The organism is Paenibacillus sp. JJ-223 (assembly GCF_927798175.1).
In the GTDB taxonomy this organism is placed as follows: Bacteria; Bacillota; Bacilli; order Paenibacillales; family Paenibacillaceae; genus Paenibacillus; species Paenibacillus hubeiensis.
This window is the reverse complement of record NZ_CAKMMP010000012.1, coordinates 84,609-101,420: the sequence shown is the minus strand read 5'-3', so window position 1 is coordinate 101,420 and position 16,812 is coordinate 84,609. Positions and strand designations below refer to the sequence as shown.

Sequence of the window (16,812 nt, the reverse complement as noted above, 5' to 3'; positions counted from 1 at the left end):
TTGCTTATGTGCATCGTACAGCCCTTGCACGGTTTCATTGCTGCATTTATGCTCGGATGGAAACAGAAACGAACGAAAGAGGAGGATGAACGTGGATTACGCAAACGTCACTTACACATTGGAAAGCAATGGGATCAAATATCAAAATGAGGACATGAATGCTTCATTGTTCGACGAACTCATCACGAACTTAGACTTGATGGACTATCTGGTGCTTGTGCCGTCACAACCTATAGACAAGAGCATCTATTTACAGGCTGCGACCACGGATAATCCGGAGGAATTCGTCGTAGAAGTGCGATTCGTATTCGATGACGAAAGATTCGAACATTACAGTTACATATCTGAGGATCCTCGTAAAGTTATAGCGATTTTCCTGGACTATTGGGGACAGCAAAAGCTGCCGAATCTGGGCGATTGGCAGGATATTACGGAACAATTTCTAACATAGGCATGTCGGAGAAATGCAAATCATTGTTTTGGTTCATCATATTTGCCGTGCATTTTATCATCAAAAACAAATCGAGTGAGGGTTCTTTACACCCAGGATGCGGACTCTTATAATCGTAACAATATACTTTTTTGCAGGGCGTACTGGAACGGAGGAGGATGGAAATTGAAAAAAACACGTTTTGAGCGGGGGCCATTGGCAGATTGCGTACCCGACCTGGTTGCGACGGCGCGGGGAGATTTGCCAGCGACGCTGGTCATTCGCGGGGGCACGCTGGTAAACGTCATTTCGGGCGAAATTTTACCGGGCATGTCCGTTGCGATTCAAGGCGCACGTATTGCCTATGTGGGCAAAGATGTCAGCCATGCAATCGGCGAGCATACCCGAATTATTGAAGCAGAGGGACGATATATTGCGCCTGGATTGTTGGATGGGCATTGCCATATTGAAAGCACGCAAATGAAGGTATCCGAATTTGCAAGAGCGGTGCTGCCATCCGGGACGACGGGCGGATTCTTCGATCCGCACGAAATTTCCAACGTACTTGGCTTGAAAGGGCTGCGCATGATGCTGGACGAGGCACGGACAACGCCGCTGGCTGCCTATTTGCAAGTGGCTTCCTGCGTGCCTTCCACCCATCCGGGTCTGGAAACGACAGGGGCGTACATCGGGCCGGAGGAGGTTGCCGAGGCCCTCTCATGGGGGCCTGACATGATTGGCCTGGGGGAAGTCATGAACTTTCCGGGGGTCGTCTACGGCGACGACACGATGCTTGGCGAAATTCAGGCCACGCTGCGCGCAGGCAAAGTGGCCGATGGCCATTTTACGTGGGCAGCGGATGACTGGCGTCTTCCTGCTTATGCGGCAAGCGGGGTTTCGGGGGATCACGAGTGCGTGACGAAGGAAGACGTGGTTGAACGGCTGCGTCTGGGCATGTATGCAAAAATGCGCCAAGGATCGGCCTGGCATGACGTTGCCGAAACGATCAAAGCCTGTACCGAGCTGGGGCTTGATACACGCCGCATGCTGCTTGTCACTGATGACCGGAGTTCGGAGTCCTTGCTCAAGGAGGGCCATATGGATTTCGTTGTGCGTCTGGCCATCTCCCAAGGGGTGAAGCCGGTGACCGCGTTCCAGATGGCGACGATCAACACAGCCGAGAGGTTTGGGGTGGCCCGCGATATCGGCGCCGTCATTCCCGGAAATATGGCGGACATCATTTTGCTGGACGGAAGGCTGGCCGACGTTCGGGTCGGCATGACCATTGCAGCGGGCCAGATCGTTGCCGAGCATGGAAAAATGACGGCAGCATGGGAGCCATTCATCTATCCGGACGAAGCACTGAACACGGTAAAGCTGAACCCGGATCTTCAGCCGGGTGACATGGCTTTGGCCGCACCGATTGTCGAAGGCACCATTGCTGCCAAAGTCATTCAAGTGACCGAAAATCATGTGGATACAAAAGAGAGGCTTGCCCACGTTGAAGTAAAGCAGGGGCTTGTGCAGGTCCCGACCGATGGTGACGTATGCAAGATTGCCGTGCTCGAACGGCATAAGCAAACAGGCAACCGCGCGGTTGCGCTTGTGGGAGGAATTGGTTTTAAGAAACCGGCTGCCATTGCCATGACCGTTGCGCATGATAGCCACAATCTGCTCATCATCGGCAATGACGATGCACTGATGGCAGAGGCAGGAAACAAGGTGATCGGCATGCAGGGCGGCGTCGCGGTGGTGACGGCATCGGGCAGCACTGAGTTTCCGCTGCGGATAGCCGGCCTGATGTCGACCGAGCCTTTCGAGCAAGTGGCTGCACAGTCCGAAGCCGTCAGCGAGGCGCTGCAATCGGCAGGCTGCACGCTGAACAATGCCTTTATGACGCTGTCCCTGCTGGCACTAGTCGTCATTCCCGAGCTGCGTTTGTCCGACAAAGGACTTGTTCGGATCTCGTCGGAAGGCATTGAACAGGTATCCCTGTTTGAGGAGGTCAACGAGGTAAAGGCTCAATGAAGCGGCTTGTATAACCCTGAGGTGTGATCGTATCCAACGCGAACAGGACGTTAACCATTGAACTGGAGATATGTTGCCACAAAAAAACCTTGCGCTGCATTACGCAAGGTTTTTTTGCATGTCAATTTCCATGTCCATGAGGCGAACGTTTACAAGTTTTGTAACTCCTTATTAGAAGAAATCCAGCATGGAATCCGCTCGTCTCTCATCATATGGCTAAAATTCCAAGTCCTAAAAATAGGGTCTAAAGAACTATTAATACAGAAGTGTGAACGCCCGAAATATGTTTAAGTGATTCTTTTGTCGTGCGTCTATAAGGTGGTATTGCATATATAAGAAATGCAATAAAGTCCTATATTCGCAGAGGTTCCATGAGCCGGGAGCAGCACATGATCTCCCTGATCGGCAGAGGAGTTAACAAGCAAGGGAGTGTTCAAACATGAAAAAAAACCGGGGTCGTCGTTTTATGTTGTTGTTCAGCAGTCTCTTTCTTCTCATTGGCGCGTCGTGTTCGACGCCAAGCGTCATCGCGGAGAGCTCTCCGGGGGAAATTCCCACGGTGCAGGGAACAGTTCAGAAGGAGGGACCCATAAGGGCAACCTGGTTATGGGATACGATGCAGATCGTCGATCACACCGAAAGCATCTTGCAATTTGCGGCAGCCCATCAAATCAGCGCCATTTATTTGCAAATCAACAGGGACGTGAAATTGCCTTATTATAAGGAATTCATCCGCAAAGCAGGTGAACAGGGCGTTGTCGTAGATATTATGGATGGACGTCCTGCATGGGGGCTGAGCGAAAACGTGAATCAGATTGCAGCTTTTTTGGATTGGATAGAGGCGTACCAGTCCCAAGCGGAAGCCGATGAACGGTTTGCCGGAATCCACCTGGATATCGAGCCGCATGTGCTTCCCGAATGGAAGACCGACCAGGAACGGGTCATTTCGGAATGGCAGGGCAATGTGCGTTATATCATGAACCGGGCGGCGAAAATGAACATGCCTGTGGCGGCCGATTTACCTTTCTGGCTGGATAACTACAAGATTCCGGGATCGGACATGGCCGTCAGCAGCTGGATGATCCGCCAATACGATGCCGTGACCATCATGGCATATCGGGATACGGCGAAGGCCATCTTCGATGTGGCCAAGACCGAGCTCGCCGAATCGGCCGCGCTGGGCAAAAAGCTTTCGATCGCCGTCGAGACGAAACAGAGCAAAGAAGGCCAGTTCATAACGTTTTACGAGGAAGGCAAAGCATACATGGAGAGCCAGCTGAAGCTGGTAGAAAGCATGGCAAAAGGCTACGATTCCTACTCGGGCATATCGGTGCATGAGTATAGCGCATGGAAATCGTTGATCCCTTAATACGTGCTTAAAGCTGTTTGGGCGCAAAAAAAGAGGAAGGATCCCGGCAAGTCCGGAATGCTTCCTTTTTCGTTTGTTCTGCCGCCATCTCGGCGTTTCAAATCGGAAGGGGCTCCATGGCCAGTTTTTCATAGAAGAGCTTGCGATATTGGGACGGCGTAATGTTTTTGTGTTTTTTGAAGGTCGTGATGAAATAACTCAGGTGCTCGAACCCGACGTCCATGGCGATGTCGACGATTTTGTGGTCGGTGTTCTCCAATTGGTAACAGGCCTGCTGCACACGGTAATAATTGATGTAATCGACAGGGCTCTTCTGTACCATCTGTTTGAAAAAGCGGCAGAAATGCCCTTCGCTCATGTTGGCTTCGTCAGCCAGCTCTTTCAGCTTGAGCGGTTCCGGATAACGGCGGTGGATGTATCCGAGCACGGATTTCAACCGCTCGATTTTGTCATGGCTGCCGGTCGGGACTGCGCTTTTGAGCGGAGCAGGCTTCATATGCTCGAACATGCGGGCGAAAATCAGATACAGCAATGCTTTGGTCGTCATTTCGCAAGTGTCGGATCCTTGCTCATGCTCGGCAAAAATCCGCTGCAAGTAAAGGAGAATCTCCTGGCCCCACGCCTCATCGGACTTGATATGACAGGGAGGGACGAGCGTTTTGTGCATCAGCGGGCCAATGAACTTCTCCTGAACGGCATCGAACGTGCGGCTGCCGAGCAGCTCCGGGTTAAAGACGATGGAAGAAAAGACGCATGGATCCTCGCCCTTGAGGTAGCCTGCATGAATTTCGCCGCGATTGACAAAGATGGCTTCCCCGGCTTGAACTTCAACCGTATTCATATCGATCTGAAAGACGGCGCTTCCCTGAATCATCATCGTAAATTCCATTTCGTCATGCCAGTGGCAGTCAAGAATGCTGTCCCCGTTCAACTGCTGAATATCCGGATAGACGCTGACAGGATACATGGCATTGCCGTGAATGCGGTCCTCCCGCAATCGTTCTCTTTCCATAGAGAAGGCCCCTCTCATTTCATTATTAATGTAATCGTTTCCATTGTTTGGGCATCATGTGGCGGAAATGATCATCAAATATCAAAATCGTGATATATTTGGTCAAAATATGATAAGAAAACACGCTTTAATATCAATATTATTATAGTATAACCAAAGGGGGTAATGATCAATGAAATTTACGGACGGTTATTGGCAAATCCGTGAAGGATACCATGTGCAAAATCCTGCAGATGTTCGAGATATAGTACAAAAAGGCGATACCATGACGGTATACGCGGCAACCAAACGCATTGAACGCAAAGGAGATACCCTGAACGGAACGCTGCTCAAGGCGACTTACAGCTCTCCGATGCCTAACGTTATTCGCGTGCAGCTGAACCATCACAAAGGTCAAGTAAACCAAGGGCCGGAATTCGCGCTGAACACGTTCAATACCGATGTGCAAATTACACGCGATGAGCAGGGTGCCGTGCTGAAGAGCGGCGATCTGAGCGTGACTGTGGACAAAACCAAAGGCTGGGACATCGGCTTCTATTATAATGAGAAACGTCTCACTGGCAGCGGCTGGAGAGGCGCGGGATACATTCAATCCAAAGAAGAAGGCGCATTCTTCCGCGAACAGCTGGAGCTGGGCGTAGGCGAGTATGTCTACGGCTTGGGCGAGCGCTTTACTCCGTTCGTGAAAAACGGACAAGTCGTGGATATTTGGAACGAAGACGGCGGCACAAGCAGTGAGCAAGCTTACAAAAACATTCCGTTCTACCTGTCCAACAAAGGATATGGCGTCTTCGTCAACCATCCGGAAAAAGTATCGTACGAGATCGCTTCCGAGAACGTATCGAAAGTGCAATTCAGCGTAGCTGGAGAGTCCCTGGAATACTTCATCATCGGTGGAGCGAACCCGAAAGAAGTGCTTGATAATTACACCAAATTGACAGGCAAACCTGCACTGCCGCCGGCATGGACGTTTGGCCTGTGGCTGACGACTTCGTTTACGACGGATTACGACGAAGCAACGGTAAACCATTTCGTGGACGGCATGGCCGAGCGCGATCTGCCGCTTTCCGTATTCCACTTCGACTGCTTCTGGATGAAGGAGTACCAATGGTGTGATTTCGAATGGGACAAAGACATGTTCCCTGATCCGGAAGGCATGCTGAAACGACTGAAAGAAAAAGGTCTTAAAATCTGTGCATGGATCAACCCGTACATCGCCGAGAAATCCTACCTGTTCGACGAGGGTATGGAAAACGGATATCTTGTTAAACGCGCCGACGGCAGCGTATGGCAATGGGATATGTGGCAAGCCGGCATGGGTCTCGTGGACTTCACGAATCCTGCGGCTGTGGACTGGTACAAAGGCAAGCTGAAAACGCTGATCGACCAAGGCGTGGATTGCTTCAAAACGGACTTCGGCGAAAGAATTCCGACGGACGTCGTTTATTATGACGGCTCCGACCCTGTGAAAATGCACAACTACTATACATTCCTGTACAACAAAGCCGTATTTGACGTATTGGAAGAAAACCTGGGCAAAAACGAAGCGGCGTTGTTTGCGCGTTCCGCAACGGTAGGCGGACAACAGTTCCCTGTGCACTGGGGCGGAGACTGTTCGTCCAACTATTCTTCCATGGCGGAATCGCTGCGCGGAGGCCTGTCCCTCGGTCTTTCCGGTTTCGGGTTCTGGAGTCATGACATCAGCGGTTTCGAAAGCACGGCAGAGCCTGACGTGTACAAACGCTGGGTACAATTCGGACTTCTTTCTTCCCACAGCCGTCTGCACGGTAACGAGTCGTACCGCGTACCTTGGTTGTTCGACGAAGAAGCGGTGGACGTGGTCCGCGACTTTACGAAGCTCAAGCTGAGCCTGATGCCTTACCTGTTCAATTCCGCGGTGGAATCGAGCGTGCAAGGTCTGCCGATGATGCGTGCGATGGTGCTGGAGTATCCGGAAGATCCGACATGCGCCACGCTGGACCTGCAATACATGTTCGGAGACTCGATCCTTGTGGCACCGATCTTCAACAAAGAGGGCGACGTTCGTTACTATCTGCCTGAAGGTACATGGACGAACTACCTGACTGGCGCAAAAATCGAAGGTGGACGCTGGATCAGCGAAAACCACGATTTCAAAACGCTGCCAATGATGATCAAACCGAACACGCTGCTTGCGGTCGGTGCGGTTGACAGCAAACCGGATTACGACTTTGCGCAGGATGTATCCTTGCATTTGTTCGAATTGGCAGACGGCCAGGCTGCAGAAGCTGCCGTCGTGAACCAAGCCGCGGAACAGGAACTGAAAGTACAGGTTTCCCGTCAAGGCGAAGTGCTTGAAGTACGTGCTGAAGGCGCGGGCAAACCATGGAGCATCGTTCTGCGCGGCATCGAGCGCGTATCCGGCGTAGAAGGCGGTTCTTACGCTGCCGGCGAGCATGGCGTAGTTGTAACGCCTGCAGCGGGCGCGAGCAAGCTGACGATCCAGTTGTAATCTGTTATTGTAAGGACGGTACCTCGCAAGGTGCCGTCCGTTTTTAAATTCTTTGGGGGCATAGGAGTTTGATGATCATGAACGCAACAAGAAGCACAGGGTTGCATCAACCCGTTACACCGGAAACGATTCAAATTTTGGTAAAACATCATTTTGGAACCGCTACCAATATAATCAGCCAACACATCATGCAGGGCGGACTTTTTAATACGACCTACAAGCTTGAGCTGGAGCATGAGGTACACCCGCATGTCATCCTGCGACTGGCTCCCGAACGGATCTGTTCTTCTGCCGATCCGGCAGCGGATCCGCTCTTTTCGTTTGAACGGACGATGATGTCCGCTGAACCCGTGATTTACGAGCATTATCGAAACGTAGGTATACCTGCCCCTCATGTCATTGTTTGTGATGACAGCGGAAAGCTTGTACCACGAACCTACATGTTCATGGCATTCATCCCGAGCGTGCAGCTGGACCACCCGTCGATTTGTGCAGAGCAAAAGGATCGTTTGTACCGCCAGCTTGGTGCTTATACTGCGGCGATGCACCAAATTAAGGGCCACTCTTTTGGCTGGCCGCAAAAAGACGGAACCATCCGGGGTTCGGAGAGATGGTCGGACGTGCTGCTTGCGTATGCCCGGGAAACTGCCGATAAAGCAGCGGCGGCGAATTACATGCCTGAGGCCGGGGAAGAGATCGTAACGCTGTTTGAGGCGCATCGCGATTTGTTCGATCAAGTCACCCAACCCGTGTTGGTCCATAACGACTTGTGGGAGGCCAATGTGCTGATCCAAACGCCTGTGCAGGATCGGCCCGTTATCGCGGCCGTGATCGACGGGGACCGCTCCATGTTTGCGGACAGGGAATATGAAGCCATCCTTTCCGGCAAATCCGCTTCGTTCCATGCAGGATACGGAATGGAGCTGGACATGTCCCCGGAGGGACAAACGAGGCGGCTCGCTTATCGGATCCTGTCGTCTTTCTTTAACGCATATGTGCATGAGCATCAGGTAAATCAACCCGAGGATGGGGAAGTATACCGCCAGCGGACGCTGAGTTTGCTGAAGGAGTGGAAGCAGCTTCTTGTCAACTAAACAATTGAGGGAGGAATTTCCGTGCACGAATATTACGATTACCCCATGTGGAACGCTTCGCTTTCGCTGGAGGAACGACTGGACGATCTGATCTCAAGGCTCACGCTGGCGGAAAAAATAAGTTTGATTCCGACGCGCGAAGCGGCCGTTCCGAGATTGGGCATTCCCAAATACAACGTGGGCGGCGAGGCTGCGCACGGGGTAGCCTGGAAGGGCGTCGCCACCGTATTTCCGCAGCCGCTCGGACTGTCGAGCACATGGAACCCGGAACTTCTGCGCCGGATCGGTTCCGTCATTGGCGATGAAGCGCGGGCATATCATCACAGGGAGCCCGAGGTTCACGGTTTGACCCTTTGGGCACCCACGGTTGACCTGGAACGGGACCCGCGTTGGGGAAGAACCGAGGAGGGTTACGGGGAGGACCCTGTGCTGACGGGAGAAATGTCGAAGGCACTGGTGCAAGGCATGCAGGGCGATCATCCGTTTTATCTGAAAATGGTTGCGACGCTGAAGCACTTTTTTGCCAACAACAATGAAAAAGACCGCTTGAACTGCTCATCCAGCATCGATCCGCGCAATTTGCGCGAATATTATTTGAAAGCCTTCGAAGCTCCGTTCGTGGAAGGCGGTGCCTTGTCGATGATGACGGCGTACAACTCCATCAACGGCACCCCGGCCATCGAGAGTCCATATATCAACGATGTCGTTAAAGGAGAATGGGCGATGCCCGGCTTCATCGTGTGCGACGGAGGAGACTTGTCCCAGACGGTCGATTACCACAAGTACCACGCATCCCATGCAGAGTCGGCGGCAGGAGCGATCAAGGCGGGCGTGGACTGTCTTACGGATGAAGTGGACATGGTCGTGCCTGCCCTGGAAGAGGCGCTCCAACGCGGTCTGCTGCAGGAGAAAGACCTGGATCGGGCCATTCGCAACATTTTCGGCGTACGCATGAGATTGGGGCAGCTGGATCGGACGGGAGCGAATCCGTATGCATCGATTTCGGAGGATGTGTTGTGTGCGCCGGAGCATGCCCGGTTGAGTTACCGCGCGGCTGCCGAATCCGTCGTATTGCTCAAAAATGATGGACTGCTCCCGCTGAAACCGGAAAAGCTGCATAAAGTCAGCGTCATTGGGCCGCTTGCGGACGCGGTTTATACCGACTGGTACAGCGGCACGCTTCCGTACAAAGTTTCCGCATTGGACGGATTGCGAAGCCGATTGAAGAATGTGGAAATTGCCTATGAAGACGGCAATGATCGGATTTCCCTGAAAACTGCAGACGGAAAAGTGATTGTGCATGGAACTCAAGGAACTTTAGCTGCCGTTGAGGAAGAAGGAGCGCAGCCGGCGGAGTTCGTACATCAGGATTGGGGCTGGGGGAGCCATACGCTTCGCAGCAGAAGTAACGACCGTTACGTCACGTTGACCGAGGAAGGCATCTATCAGGCTTGTGCGGAACAGATCGGCGGATGGTTCGTCAAAGAAATTGTACGATTCGAGGAAGACGCTTCCGACGGCCAACATACGCTGCGTTCATGGAACGGATTGCCTCTGGGCCTTCGCGAGCACAAGGGACAGTTGGTTCTCGCACCTTTGGCGGAGGAAGCGGAACAAGGCGCTGCAGCCCCGTTTGTGCGCGAGCTGCGGCTCGACGGGGTAGAGCGGGCGGCGCGTATCGCACAGGACAGCGACGTGTCCATCGTCGTGGTGGGTAACAACCCCTACATCAACGGCAAGGAAGAAATCGACAGACCGGGCCTCACGCTTCCGACGGAGCAGATTCGGCTTGTGAAAGAAGTATGCGCGGCCAACCCGAACACCGTGGTCGTCATCATAGGCAGTTATCCGTTTGCCCTTCACGATCTTAAGGATGTGGCCCCGGCCATCGTGTACCTGACTCATGCGGGGCAGGAATTAGGCAGTGCCCTCGCCGATGTGCTGACAGGTGCTTATGCTCCGGCAGGGCGGCTCAACATGACATGGTACGAAGATGGATCCCAGCTTCCGGATCTGCTGGAATACGATATTATCCGTAACGGATTGACTTATCAATACCATGAAGGATCCGTGCTCTACCCGTTCGGGCATGGATTGACCTATTCCGAATTCGAATACGAATCGCTGCAAGTGGAACGAACGGTAGACGCGGAAGGCAAAGACGTGCTGAGCGTTGAAGTAAGCATTCGGAATGCTGGCGCTGTTGCAAGCGATGAGGTGGTACAGGTCTACGGTTCCGCGCAAACCTCCAGGGTCAGACGCGCCCGCAAGCAATTGCTGGCTTTCCGCCGGGTCCATGTTGCGGCCGGAGAACAAGCGATCGTGCGCCTGACGGTTCCCGTACAGCGCTTGGCCATGTGGGACGTGACCCGTGACCGTTACTGCGTGGAATCCGCCGTCTGGTCCATCATGGCCGGCCGTTCCTCCGCAGACGCCCGGCAAACGCTGGCGTTAACCATTGAAGGAGAGACGATTCCCGCACGGAAGCTTCATCTGCCTACACCTGCGGAGAATTACGACGATTGCCATGCCGTTTTGCTGGATGAATGTTTGGAAGGAAGAACGACCGTCCGAGCCATCGCTCCGGGAGAACCGCTATACCGTGAGGATCAGATCGCATGGATCGTGTTCAAGGATAATGGCACAGAAGACGCACGGCAGTTTGAAGCACGTGTATCGGATTTTGCAAACGCTGGCGACGCCCGTCTTGAGATCCGTTCAGGTGCGCTGGACGGCGAACTGATTGGCGAATGCGACGTTCCGAGCACGGCAACCGGTCCGATTCGGTACATGAAAGAGCGTGTCTGGACAACGGTACGATGTGAACTCAAGGCAAGTGATTCCGTGGAACAACTGTACATTGTGTTTAGAGGCGGGGCTGCACTGCAGCAATTCTGCCTGATTCCATAAACCAGCCTCGGCACGTTTGGTGCTGCACTGAATGACCATGTTTACGTTGGGCTGAACCGCTTTGCATGCTGAAAGTTATGCAAAGCGGTTTTTCTTGCGAGCAACGAGCCTTCGGCTACGAAATGTTAGAGAAATCAAACCCGCCGTATATTAAAGTGAGCAATTATCCACAATAAAACCGTTGTTATTGGAGGAGATCCGTCAGTGGACCAGGCAGTAGCTCCATCCGGAACAGTTCGGAAGATGGAGTCGCGTTGACCGGGGTTTCCTATCTCGTAAAGGTGGTTGTGGCATGAACGAAAAAAAGCGGGACCTTGCTGCATTGGCATCTATACCGGTTATTATGACCTTGGGAAATTCAATGTTGATTCCCATCCTTCCGCAAATTGAACGTCAATTGCATGTATCCTCCTTTAAAGTGAGCATGCTGATCACGGTATATGCGGTCGTTGCCATCTTACTTATCCCGCTTGCAGGTTACCTCTCGGACCGATTCGGGCGCAAGGTTGTCATTATCCCCAGCTTAATCATCGCGGCTGCAGGAGGGGCTGTAGCCAGCGTAGCAGCCATGATGCTTGCCGGCTCTGCCGCATATTGGACGATCCTTGCGGGCCGCTTGCTGCAGGGGATCGGTGCGGCAGGCGCGTTTCCCATCGTGATTCCACTGGTCGGAGACATGTTCGATGACGAGAAACAAGTGAGCAAAAGCCTTGGCATTATTGAGACCTCAAACACGTTCGGCAAGGTCGTTAGTCCGATCCTTGGTGCGGCGCTGGCTGCCTGGCTCTGGTATTTGCCATTTATCGCCATACCGGTGCTGTGCGTGTTTTCCCTTGTGCTGGTCATCATGTTTGTCAAAGCCCCGAAGAAAAAAGAACGTCCGCCAGCCTTTTCCGAATTCGTGGCTTCGGTCAAAAAGGTAATGAAAGAGAATGGCCGCTGGTTATATGCTTTGTTTGCCATCGGCGGCATATGCATGTTTATTCTTTTTGGCGTGCTGTTTTATTTGTCCGAAATGCTGGAATCCAAATACAAGCTCGCCGGGGTGGTTAAGGGCCTCGTATTGGCGATCCCCTTGGCCGCGCTTTGTTTGGCGTCCTTTCTGGCCGGAAAGTGGATCGGCAAAAGCAAAGTACGCATGAAATGGATCGGATTTGCCGGTCTCGCCATTGTGACGGCGTCCCTTGTACTGATGGGATTCTGGAACAACATCTATCTAGTGGTCGGTTTGTTTTCCGCAGGAAGCGTCGGGATCGGGGCCACTTTGCCTTGTTTGGATGCCCTGATTACGGAGGGGATCGACAAAGAAAAGCGGGGGACCATTACCGCGCTGTTCAGCAGCATGCGTTTTATCGGCGTATCCCTCGGCCCACCCGTCATTTCATTGTTGCTGGGCAGCGCTCACATGCTCCTCTTTGGCTTGTTGGCAGCCATAAGCGCGGTGGGCGCTCTCCTGAGCTTCTTTGCGGTCAAACCGGAGAAAGAAGAACAGGAAAAAGGCGGGAAAAGTCAAGATCAGCAGCAGCGAAGCGTTTACGAAGAACCGAAAAAAGGGTTTGAACAAAAGGGCATCCGGTCCAAACGAAACAAAAGCCCGTTCTGAATTGTCAGAAACGGGCTTTTTCCAATGGTTGCCGCCAGAGGCGCATGCTCATTGCATGTAAGGCTGCAACGTTGTTTCGAGGCTTCGCCTCAATCGTTTGTTTCCTTGTCTTTACCTTCGATGTGAGTATGCGCCAGCAGTGGATGAACCTGCACGTCGAAGCTGCCGCTGCGTTTGCCTTGAATGAGATAAATGATCAGGAAGAGCACCACGGCAACGGCCGAGTAACGATACATTTCGGTATAACTTGTCAATGAAGCAATGCCGCCCAGCAGGAGGGCACCCATGGCAATACCGAAGTCGAGCGAGTTCAGGAACATGCCGTTAGCCATCCCGCGCTGCGACGGAGCAACGATCTGAATCATCCACGTTTGCAGCGAAGACTGCATGGACCCATATCCGATGCCGTAGATGAAAGCAGACAACAGCATGAGTGGCATGGAGGTCGCGAACGAAAGAAGAATCAAACCGCCGGCCATGAAGAAGGTCCCCGGAATCAACAGCGCCTTCGGTCCTTTGCGATCATATAACCGGCCTGCAAAGGGACGGACGATAAGAATGGCGATGGCATTGAACAGGAAAAAGAATGCCGGATTGGACAAGTTGGCTTCTTTTCCGTAAAGGACGATAAAACCGACGAGACCTCCATACGTAACGGCCAAGAGGGCGTTCAATATGCTGGGCAGAAACAGTTTCCGGTTGAACGGCAGCTTCTCTCCGGTGCCTGACACCGATGCGGCCTTGGGCTGAGCCTGTGGCACTGAGCCTGCAGAAGAGGCGACTTTGTTCGCTTTTTTACGCGTTAACGATAAACTTAGCGGATAGATGACTGCAATAACGCCAGCCGTGCACAACATAAGCGTTGTGAAGCCTGCGCCTTGCAGGAGGGTGACCCCGATCATCGGGCCAATGGACATGGCCAGGCTTGTTGACAAGCCGAAATATCCCATACCCTCGCCCATTCGCTTAACGGGAATAATATCCGAGGCCATCGTGGGGAAAGCCGTACTGGTCATGCCAAAGCCTGTGCCGAAGATCATGCGCAGGAGCAGCAGCAGGGCGATTCCGCCGGCAAAATAATAGCCCAGCGTGGCAAGCAGGGCGACGGTCAACCCAAGGTAAATCATGGTGTTGCGAAGCCCTCTTTCCAAAGCTTTGGCCGAATATAGGCGAGCAGCGATGGCGCATAGGGCGAACAGGCACGTAAATAGGCTTACTTCAAAGGCGTTCGCATGAAAACGCTCCTGTACATAGGACGGGAGCGGAGAGACGATCATATGCAGCTGCAAGAAAAGCAGAAAATTACAGAGCATAAGCAAAATAAAATCGATGGTCCATAGTTTGACGCGTGAAGCTTGTGGCGATTCGTTCATTGGTTGTTATTCCCCCTGAGTGTCTATTCGTTGAAGGTTGCGGTTGATGAGGGAGAGAACAGTTTTGAATGTTTCCATTTGCTCTTCCGGAATGTCGGCGGCGAGGATATCATTCATTCCTTTTTCAATCGGAATCAATTGGTCGAGCAATGCCCTGCCGTCTTCGGTAAGATAAAGAAGGTATGCCCTGCGATCCTGCTTGCTGGTGCGGCGTTCGACCATCCCTTTTTTTTCTAAAAGATCGATGATGCGGGCAGTCGTGGGCTGGTCTTTGCACACACGGGCAGCAAGCTCCTTCTGGTTGACCCCTTCCCCCCGGCCAATGTTAAACAGCACAGAGAATTGCTCTGTCGTGATGTCGTACGGCTTGAATCGATTGGCAAGAACGACAGCAGCCTTTCGATGGGTTAATCCCATGAGAAAACCGACAGATTGGTCCAGTGAATATTCCATGTGTGCGAGGCCTCGCTTCCTTCAAAAAAGTTGTTCACAGAAATAGTTGTTGCAACAATTATATGTTGACTAAGTAGTTTTGTCAAAGCAAATTTATGCAAAGTGCACCATGCGATGGCAAGCAAAGCCTGTTACAATGTAAATGTGCATCCGTGCGCTGATAAGCCTCCGAACCTACCCAGACATGCAGATGGACAAATTCGATCCGCACCGGTCTTTGAACCGGGGAGTAAAAGGAGATACGTTATGCTGAAAAACATTCCGGCCATCCTGCCACCCGAACTGCTTAAAATCATGTCCGAGATGGGACATGGGGACGAGCTTGTTTTGGCGGATGCCAATTTTCCGGCGGCGAGCCATGCCAAGCGGCTGATCCGCTGTGACGCCGTGGGAGCGGTCCAATTGCTGGATGCGATGTTAACCTTGTTTCCGCTTGACACTTACGTCGAACATCCCGCAGCAGTCATGCAAGTCGTTCAGGGAGATCCCGTCGTACCTGTCATTTGGGAGGACTTCCGAAAGAGCATTCAGCGCCATGAAGGTGTCGTGAATCCGCTTGAGGAAGTGGAGCGCTTTGCATTTTATGAAAGGGCTTCCAGGTCGTTTGCGATCATCGCTACCGGGGAAGGTGCGCAATATGCCAACCTGATTTTGAGAAAAGGGGTCATTCGTTCGAGGGTAAATAACCTTTTCCCCTAAGAGGCATGACTAAACCTGTCGAATGACGATAGATATTACAAACTTTGAGACGGATGATGTATGGGACCAGTGTCGATGCCTTGCTACAATTGGAAACAATACAAAGGCAGGAATCATCGGAAAAGGGAGGTTGCACGCGATGCAATATAACCTGAAGTTGGCTGGCCCGGATGACGTCGTCCGGCTTGGAGAGCTGTTCAACCAATATCGAATGTTCTATGGGCAGGAATCGGATGAAGAGGGTGCCGTTCGTTTTATCTCAGAACGCATGGAACGCGAGGAATCTGTCATTTTGGCAGCCATGTGCCCAAGTGGCATTAACGGCGTTGAACAAATAGCGGGTTTTGCACAACTTTATCCGAGCTTCAGCTCGGTATCCATGGGGAAAATATGGATTCTTAATGACCTGTACGTACACCCGGATCATCGCGGGCAAGGCATTGCAGGCATGCTGCTCGACGCAGCACGGGAAATGGCGTATCAGGATAAAGCAATCCGGATCGTGTTATCCACGGCGAAGGATAACGGGCAGGCTCAGCGGATCTACGAAGCCAAAGGGTATGTTCAGGACGCCCTTTTCCTGTATTATGAACTTGATCTGCTGCCATAGGATGAACGCTGGCACAGCCGGAACAACGGAACATAACAAAGAGGAGGATTACAGCCAAAATGATGCAATGGATCGCGATGATCACGATGCTGATCGATCATATGGGCGCTATCTTTTATCCCCAGGTGCATGAGCTGCGCATCATCGGCCGTATTGCCTTTCCCATTTATGCTTTTGCCGTCTACATCGGTTACAAGCATACTCGGAATGTACAAAAATACATATGGAGATTGTTCTGGATCGCGGTCATTTCACAGGTTCCGTTTATGGCTGCCTTTAATCATGTCTCGTTAAACGTGGTGTGGACGTTATGGTCCTCCCTGCTGGTATTATTCGTGCTGGATCGGCTTCCAAACCGGTGGCTTGGCATTCCTCTCGTCATCGGGGCGGGGATCATCATGGAGCTTTCGAGGATGGATTATGGCATGTATGGTTTGCTGCTGGTGCTGTTGTTCCGTTATTTTACCGGCCCGGTGCTGGTGTTGGGACATGTTCTGATTACGGCAGTCTATATTATGGGATATAGCAGCCCCATCCAGATGTATAGCGTGGCGGCCACGATCGGTATCGCCGTTGCGATGCATTACGGAGCCCATTTCCGGATGCGAGGCCCGCGATGGGTCTGGCGTTATTTCTATCCGGTACACCTGGCTGTAATTGCCTTGATCAGGTGGATGTAAAAAAGGCCATTCTCCATGTTTGTGGAGAATGGCCTTTTCAGGCGTAAGGATAGGAAGAAT

At 52.3% G+C, this 16,812-nt stretch carries 13 protein-coding genes; 10 read left to right on the top strand and 3 right to left on the bottom strand.

Going from position 1 to position 16,812, the window contains the following annotated elements; translation table 11 throughout:
• Nucleotides 1–91 precede the first annotated feature (91 nt).
• The 3 genes from L6H98_RS20490 to L6H98_RS20480 all read left to right on the top strand — a co-directional run bounded on the left by L6H98_RS20490 (nt 92) and on the right by L6H98_RS20480 (nt 3,827).
• The gene (locus tag L6H98_RS20490) at nt 92–451 is read left to right on the top strand and encodes a hypothetical protein (RefSeq protein WP_236417939.1); all 360 of its coding nucleotides are present in this window, start codon (nt 92–94) and stop codon (nt 449–451) included.
• 165 nt (nt 452–616) lie between these two features.
• The gene (locus L6H98_RS20485) at nt 617–2,458 is read left to right on the top strand and encodes an adenine deaminase C-terminal domain-containing protein (RefSeq protein WP_236417938.1); all 1,842 of its coding nucleotides are present in this window, start codon (nt 617–619) and stop codon (nt 2,456–2,458) included.
• Nucleotides 2,459–2,897: 439 nt separating this feature from the next.
• Entirely contained in the window at nt 2,898–3,827 is a 930-nt protein-coding gene (locus tag L6H98_RS20480; RefSeq protein ID WP_236417936.1) for a hypothetical protein, read from the top strand.
• Nucleotides 3,828–3,924: 97 nt separating this feature from the next.
• Here L6H98_RS20480 and L6H98_RS20475 read toward each other — a convergent pair whose 3' ends face one another.
• Nucleotides 3,925–4,839 carry a helix-turn-helix domain-containing protein gene (locus tag L6H98_RS20475; RefSeq protein ID WP_236417935.1) on the bottom strand — a complete coding sequence of 305 codons (915 nt, stop codon included), beginning with the start codon at nt 4,837–4,839 and terminating at the stop codon, nt 3,925–3,927.
• A gap of 172 nt (nt 4,840–5,011) precedes the next feature.
• On the opposite strand from L6H98_RS20475, the gene yicI reads away from it, so the two are divergent.
• The 4 genes from yicI to L6H98_RS20455 all read left to right on the top strand — a co-directional run bounded on the left by yicI (nt 5,012) and on the right by L6H98_RS20455 (nt 12,937).
• Nucleotides 5,012–7,330 (top strand): alpha-xylosidase, encoded by a 2,319-nt coding sequence (gene yicI / locus L6H98_RS20470; protein ID WP_236417933.1) that lies wholly within the window; start codon nt 5,012–5,014, stop codon nt 7,328–7,330.
• Nucleotides 7,331–7,407: 77 nt separating this feature from the next.
• Nucleotides 7,408–8,424 carry an aminoglycoside phosphotransferase family protein gene (locus L6H98_RS20465; protein WP_236417929.1) on the top strand — a complete coding sequence of 339 codons (1,017 nt, stop codon included), beginning with the start codon at nt 7,408–7,410 and terminating at the stop codon, nt 8,422–8,424.
• 21 nt (nt 8,425–8,445) lie between these two features.
• Nucleotides 8,446–11,334: a glycoside hydrolase family 3 C-terminal domain-containing protein gene (locus tag L6H98_RS20460; RefSeq protein ID WP_236417928.1), complete on the top strand. Its 2,889-nt coding sequence runs from the start codon at nt 8,446–8,448 to the stop codon at nt 11,332–11,334.
• A gap of 292 nt (nt 11,335–11,626) precedes the next feature.
• A complete protein-coding gene (locus tag L6H98_RS20455; protein WP_236417926.1) occupies nt 11,627–12,937 on the top strand; it encodes an MFS transporter in 1,311 nt (436 codons plus the stop codon).
• An 89-nt stretch (nt 12,938–13,026) separates the two neighbouring features.
• Here the strand turns inward: L6H98_RS20455 and L6H98_RS20450 are convergent, their stop codons facing one another.
• Both L6H98_RS20450 and L6H98_RS20445 read right to left on the bottom strand, forming a co-directional pair.
• Entirely contained in the window at nt 13,027–14,310 is a 1,284-nt protein-coding gene (locus L6H98_RS20450; protein ID WP_236417924.1) for an MFS transporter, read from the bottom strand.
• Nucleotides 14,311–14,316: 6 nt separating this feature from the next.
• Entirely contained in the window at nt 14,317–14,763 is a 447-nt protein-coding gene (locus L6H98_RS20445) for a MarR family transcriptional regulator (RefSeq protein WP_236417922.1), read from the bottom strand.
• Between the two features lie 246 nt (nt 14,764–15,009).
• Between L6H98_RS20445 and L6H98_RS20440 the strand changes: the two genes are divergently transcribed.
• The 3 genes from L6H98_RS20440 to L6H98_RS20430 all read left to right on the top strand — a co-directional run bounded on the left by L6H98_RS20440 (nt 15,010) and on the right by L6H98_RS20430 (nt 16,752).
• A complete protein-coding gene (locus L6H98_RS20440; protein WP_236417921.1) occupies nt 15,010–15,462 on the top strand; it encodes an RbsD/FucU domain-containing protein in 453 nt (150 codons plus the stop codon).
• 139 nt (nt 15,463–15,601) lie between these two features.
• Nucleotides 15,602–16,072, top strand: a complete 471-nt coding sequence (locus L6H98_RS20435) for a GNAT family N-acetyltransferase (protein WP_236417919.1) — start codon at nt 15,602–15,604, stop codon at nt 16,070–16,072.
• Nucleotides 16,073–16,131: 59 nt separating this feature from the next.
• A complete protein-coding gene (locus L6H98_RS20430; protein ID WP_236417917.1) occupies nt 16,132–16,752 on the top strand; it encodes a TraX family protein in 621 nt (206 codons plus the stop codon).
• The last annotated feature ends 60 nt before the right edge of the window (nt 16,753–16,812 follow it).

What these genes read in the sequence shown, in the direction of transcription:
- L6H98_RS20480 (WP_236417936.1), top strand. Translation starts at nt 2,898, where the DNA reads ATGAAAAAAAACCGGGGTCGTCGTTTTATGTTGTTGTTCAGCAGTCTC.
- L6H98_RS20475 (WP_236417935.1), bottom strand. Translation starts at nt 4,839, where the DNA reads ATGGAAAGAGAACGATTGCGGGAGGACCGCATTCACGGCAATGCCATG.
- yicI (WP_236417933.1), top strand. Translation starts at nt 5,012, where the DNA reads ATGAAATTTACGGACGGTTATTGGCAAATCCGTGAAGGATACCATGTG.
- L6H98_RS20465 (WP_236417929.1), top strand. Translation starts at nt 7,408, where the DNA reads ATGAACGCAACAAGAAGCACAGGGTTGCATCAACCCGTTACACCGGAA.
- L6H98_RS20455 (WP_236417926.1), top strand. Translation starts at nt 11,627, where the DNA reads ATGAACGAAAAAAAGCGGGACCTTGCTGCATTGGCATCTATACCGGTT.
- L6H98_RS20450 (WP_236417924.1), bottom strand. Translation starts at nt 14,310, where the DNA reads ATGAACGAATCGCCACAAGCTTCACGCGTCAAACTATGGACCATCGAT.
- L6H98_RS20445 (WP_236417922.1), bottom strand. Translation starts at nt 14,763, where the DNA reads ATGGAATATTCACTGGACCAATCTGTCGGTTTTCTCATGGGATTAACC.
- L6H98_RS20440 (WP_236417921.1), top strand. Translation starts at nt 15,010, where the DNA reads ATGCTGAAAAACATTCCGGCCATCCTGCCACCCGAACTGCTTAAAATC.
- L6H98_RS20435 (WP_236417919.1), top strand. Translation starts at nt 15,602, where the DNA reads ATGCAATATAACCTGAAGTTGGCTGGCCCGGATGACGTCGTCCGGCTT.
- L6H98_RS20430 (WP_236417917.1), top strand. Translation starts at nt 16,132, where the DNA reads ATGATGCAATGGATCGCGATGATCACGATGCTGATCGATCATATGGGC.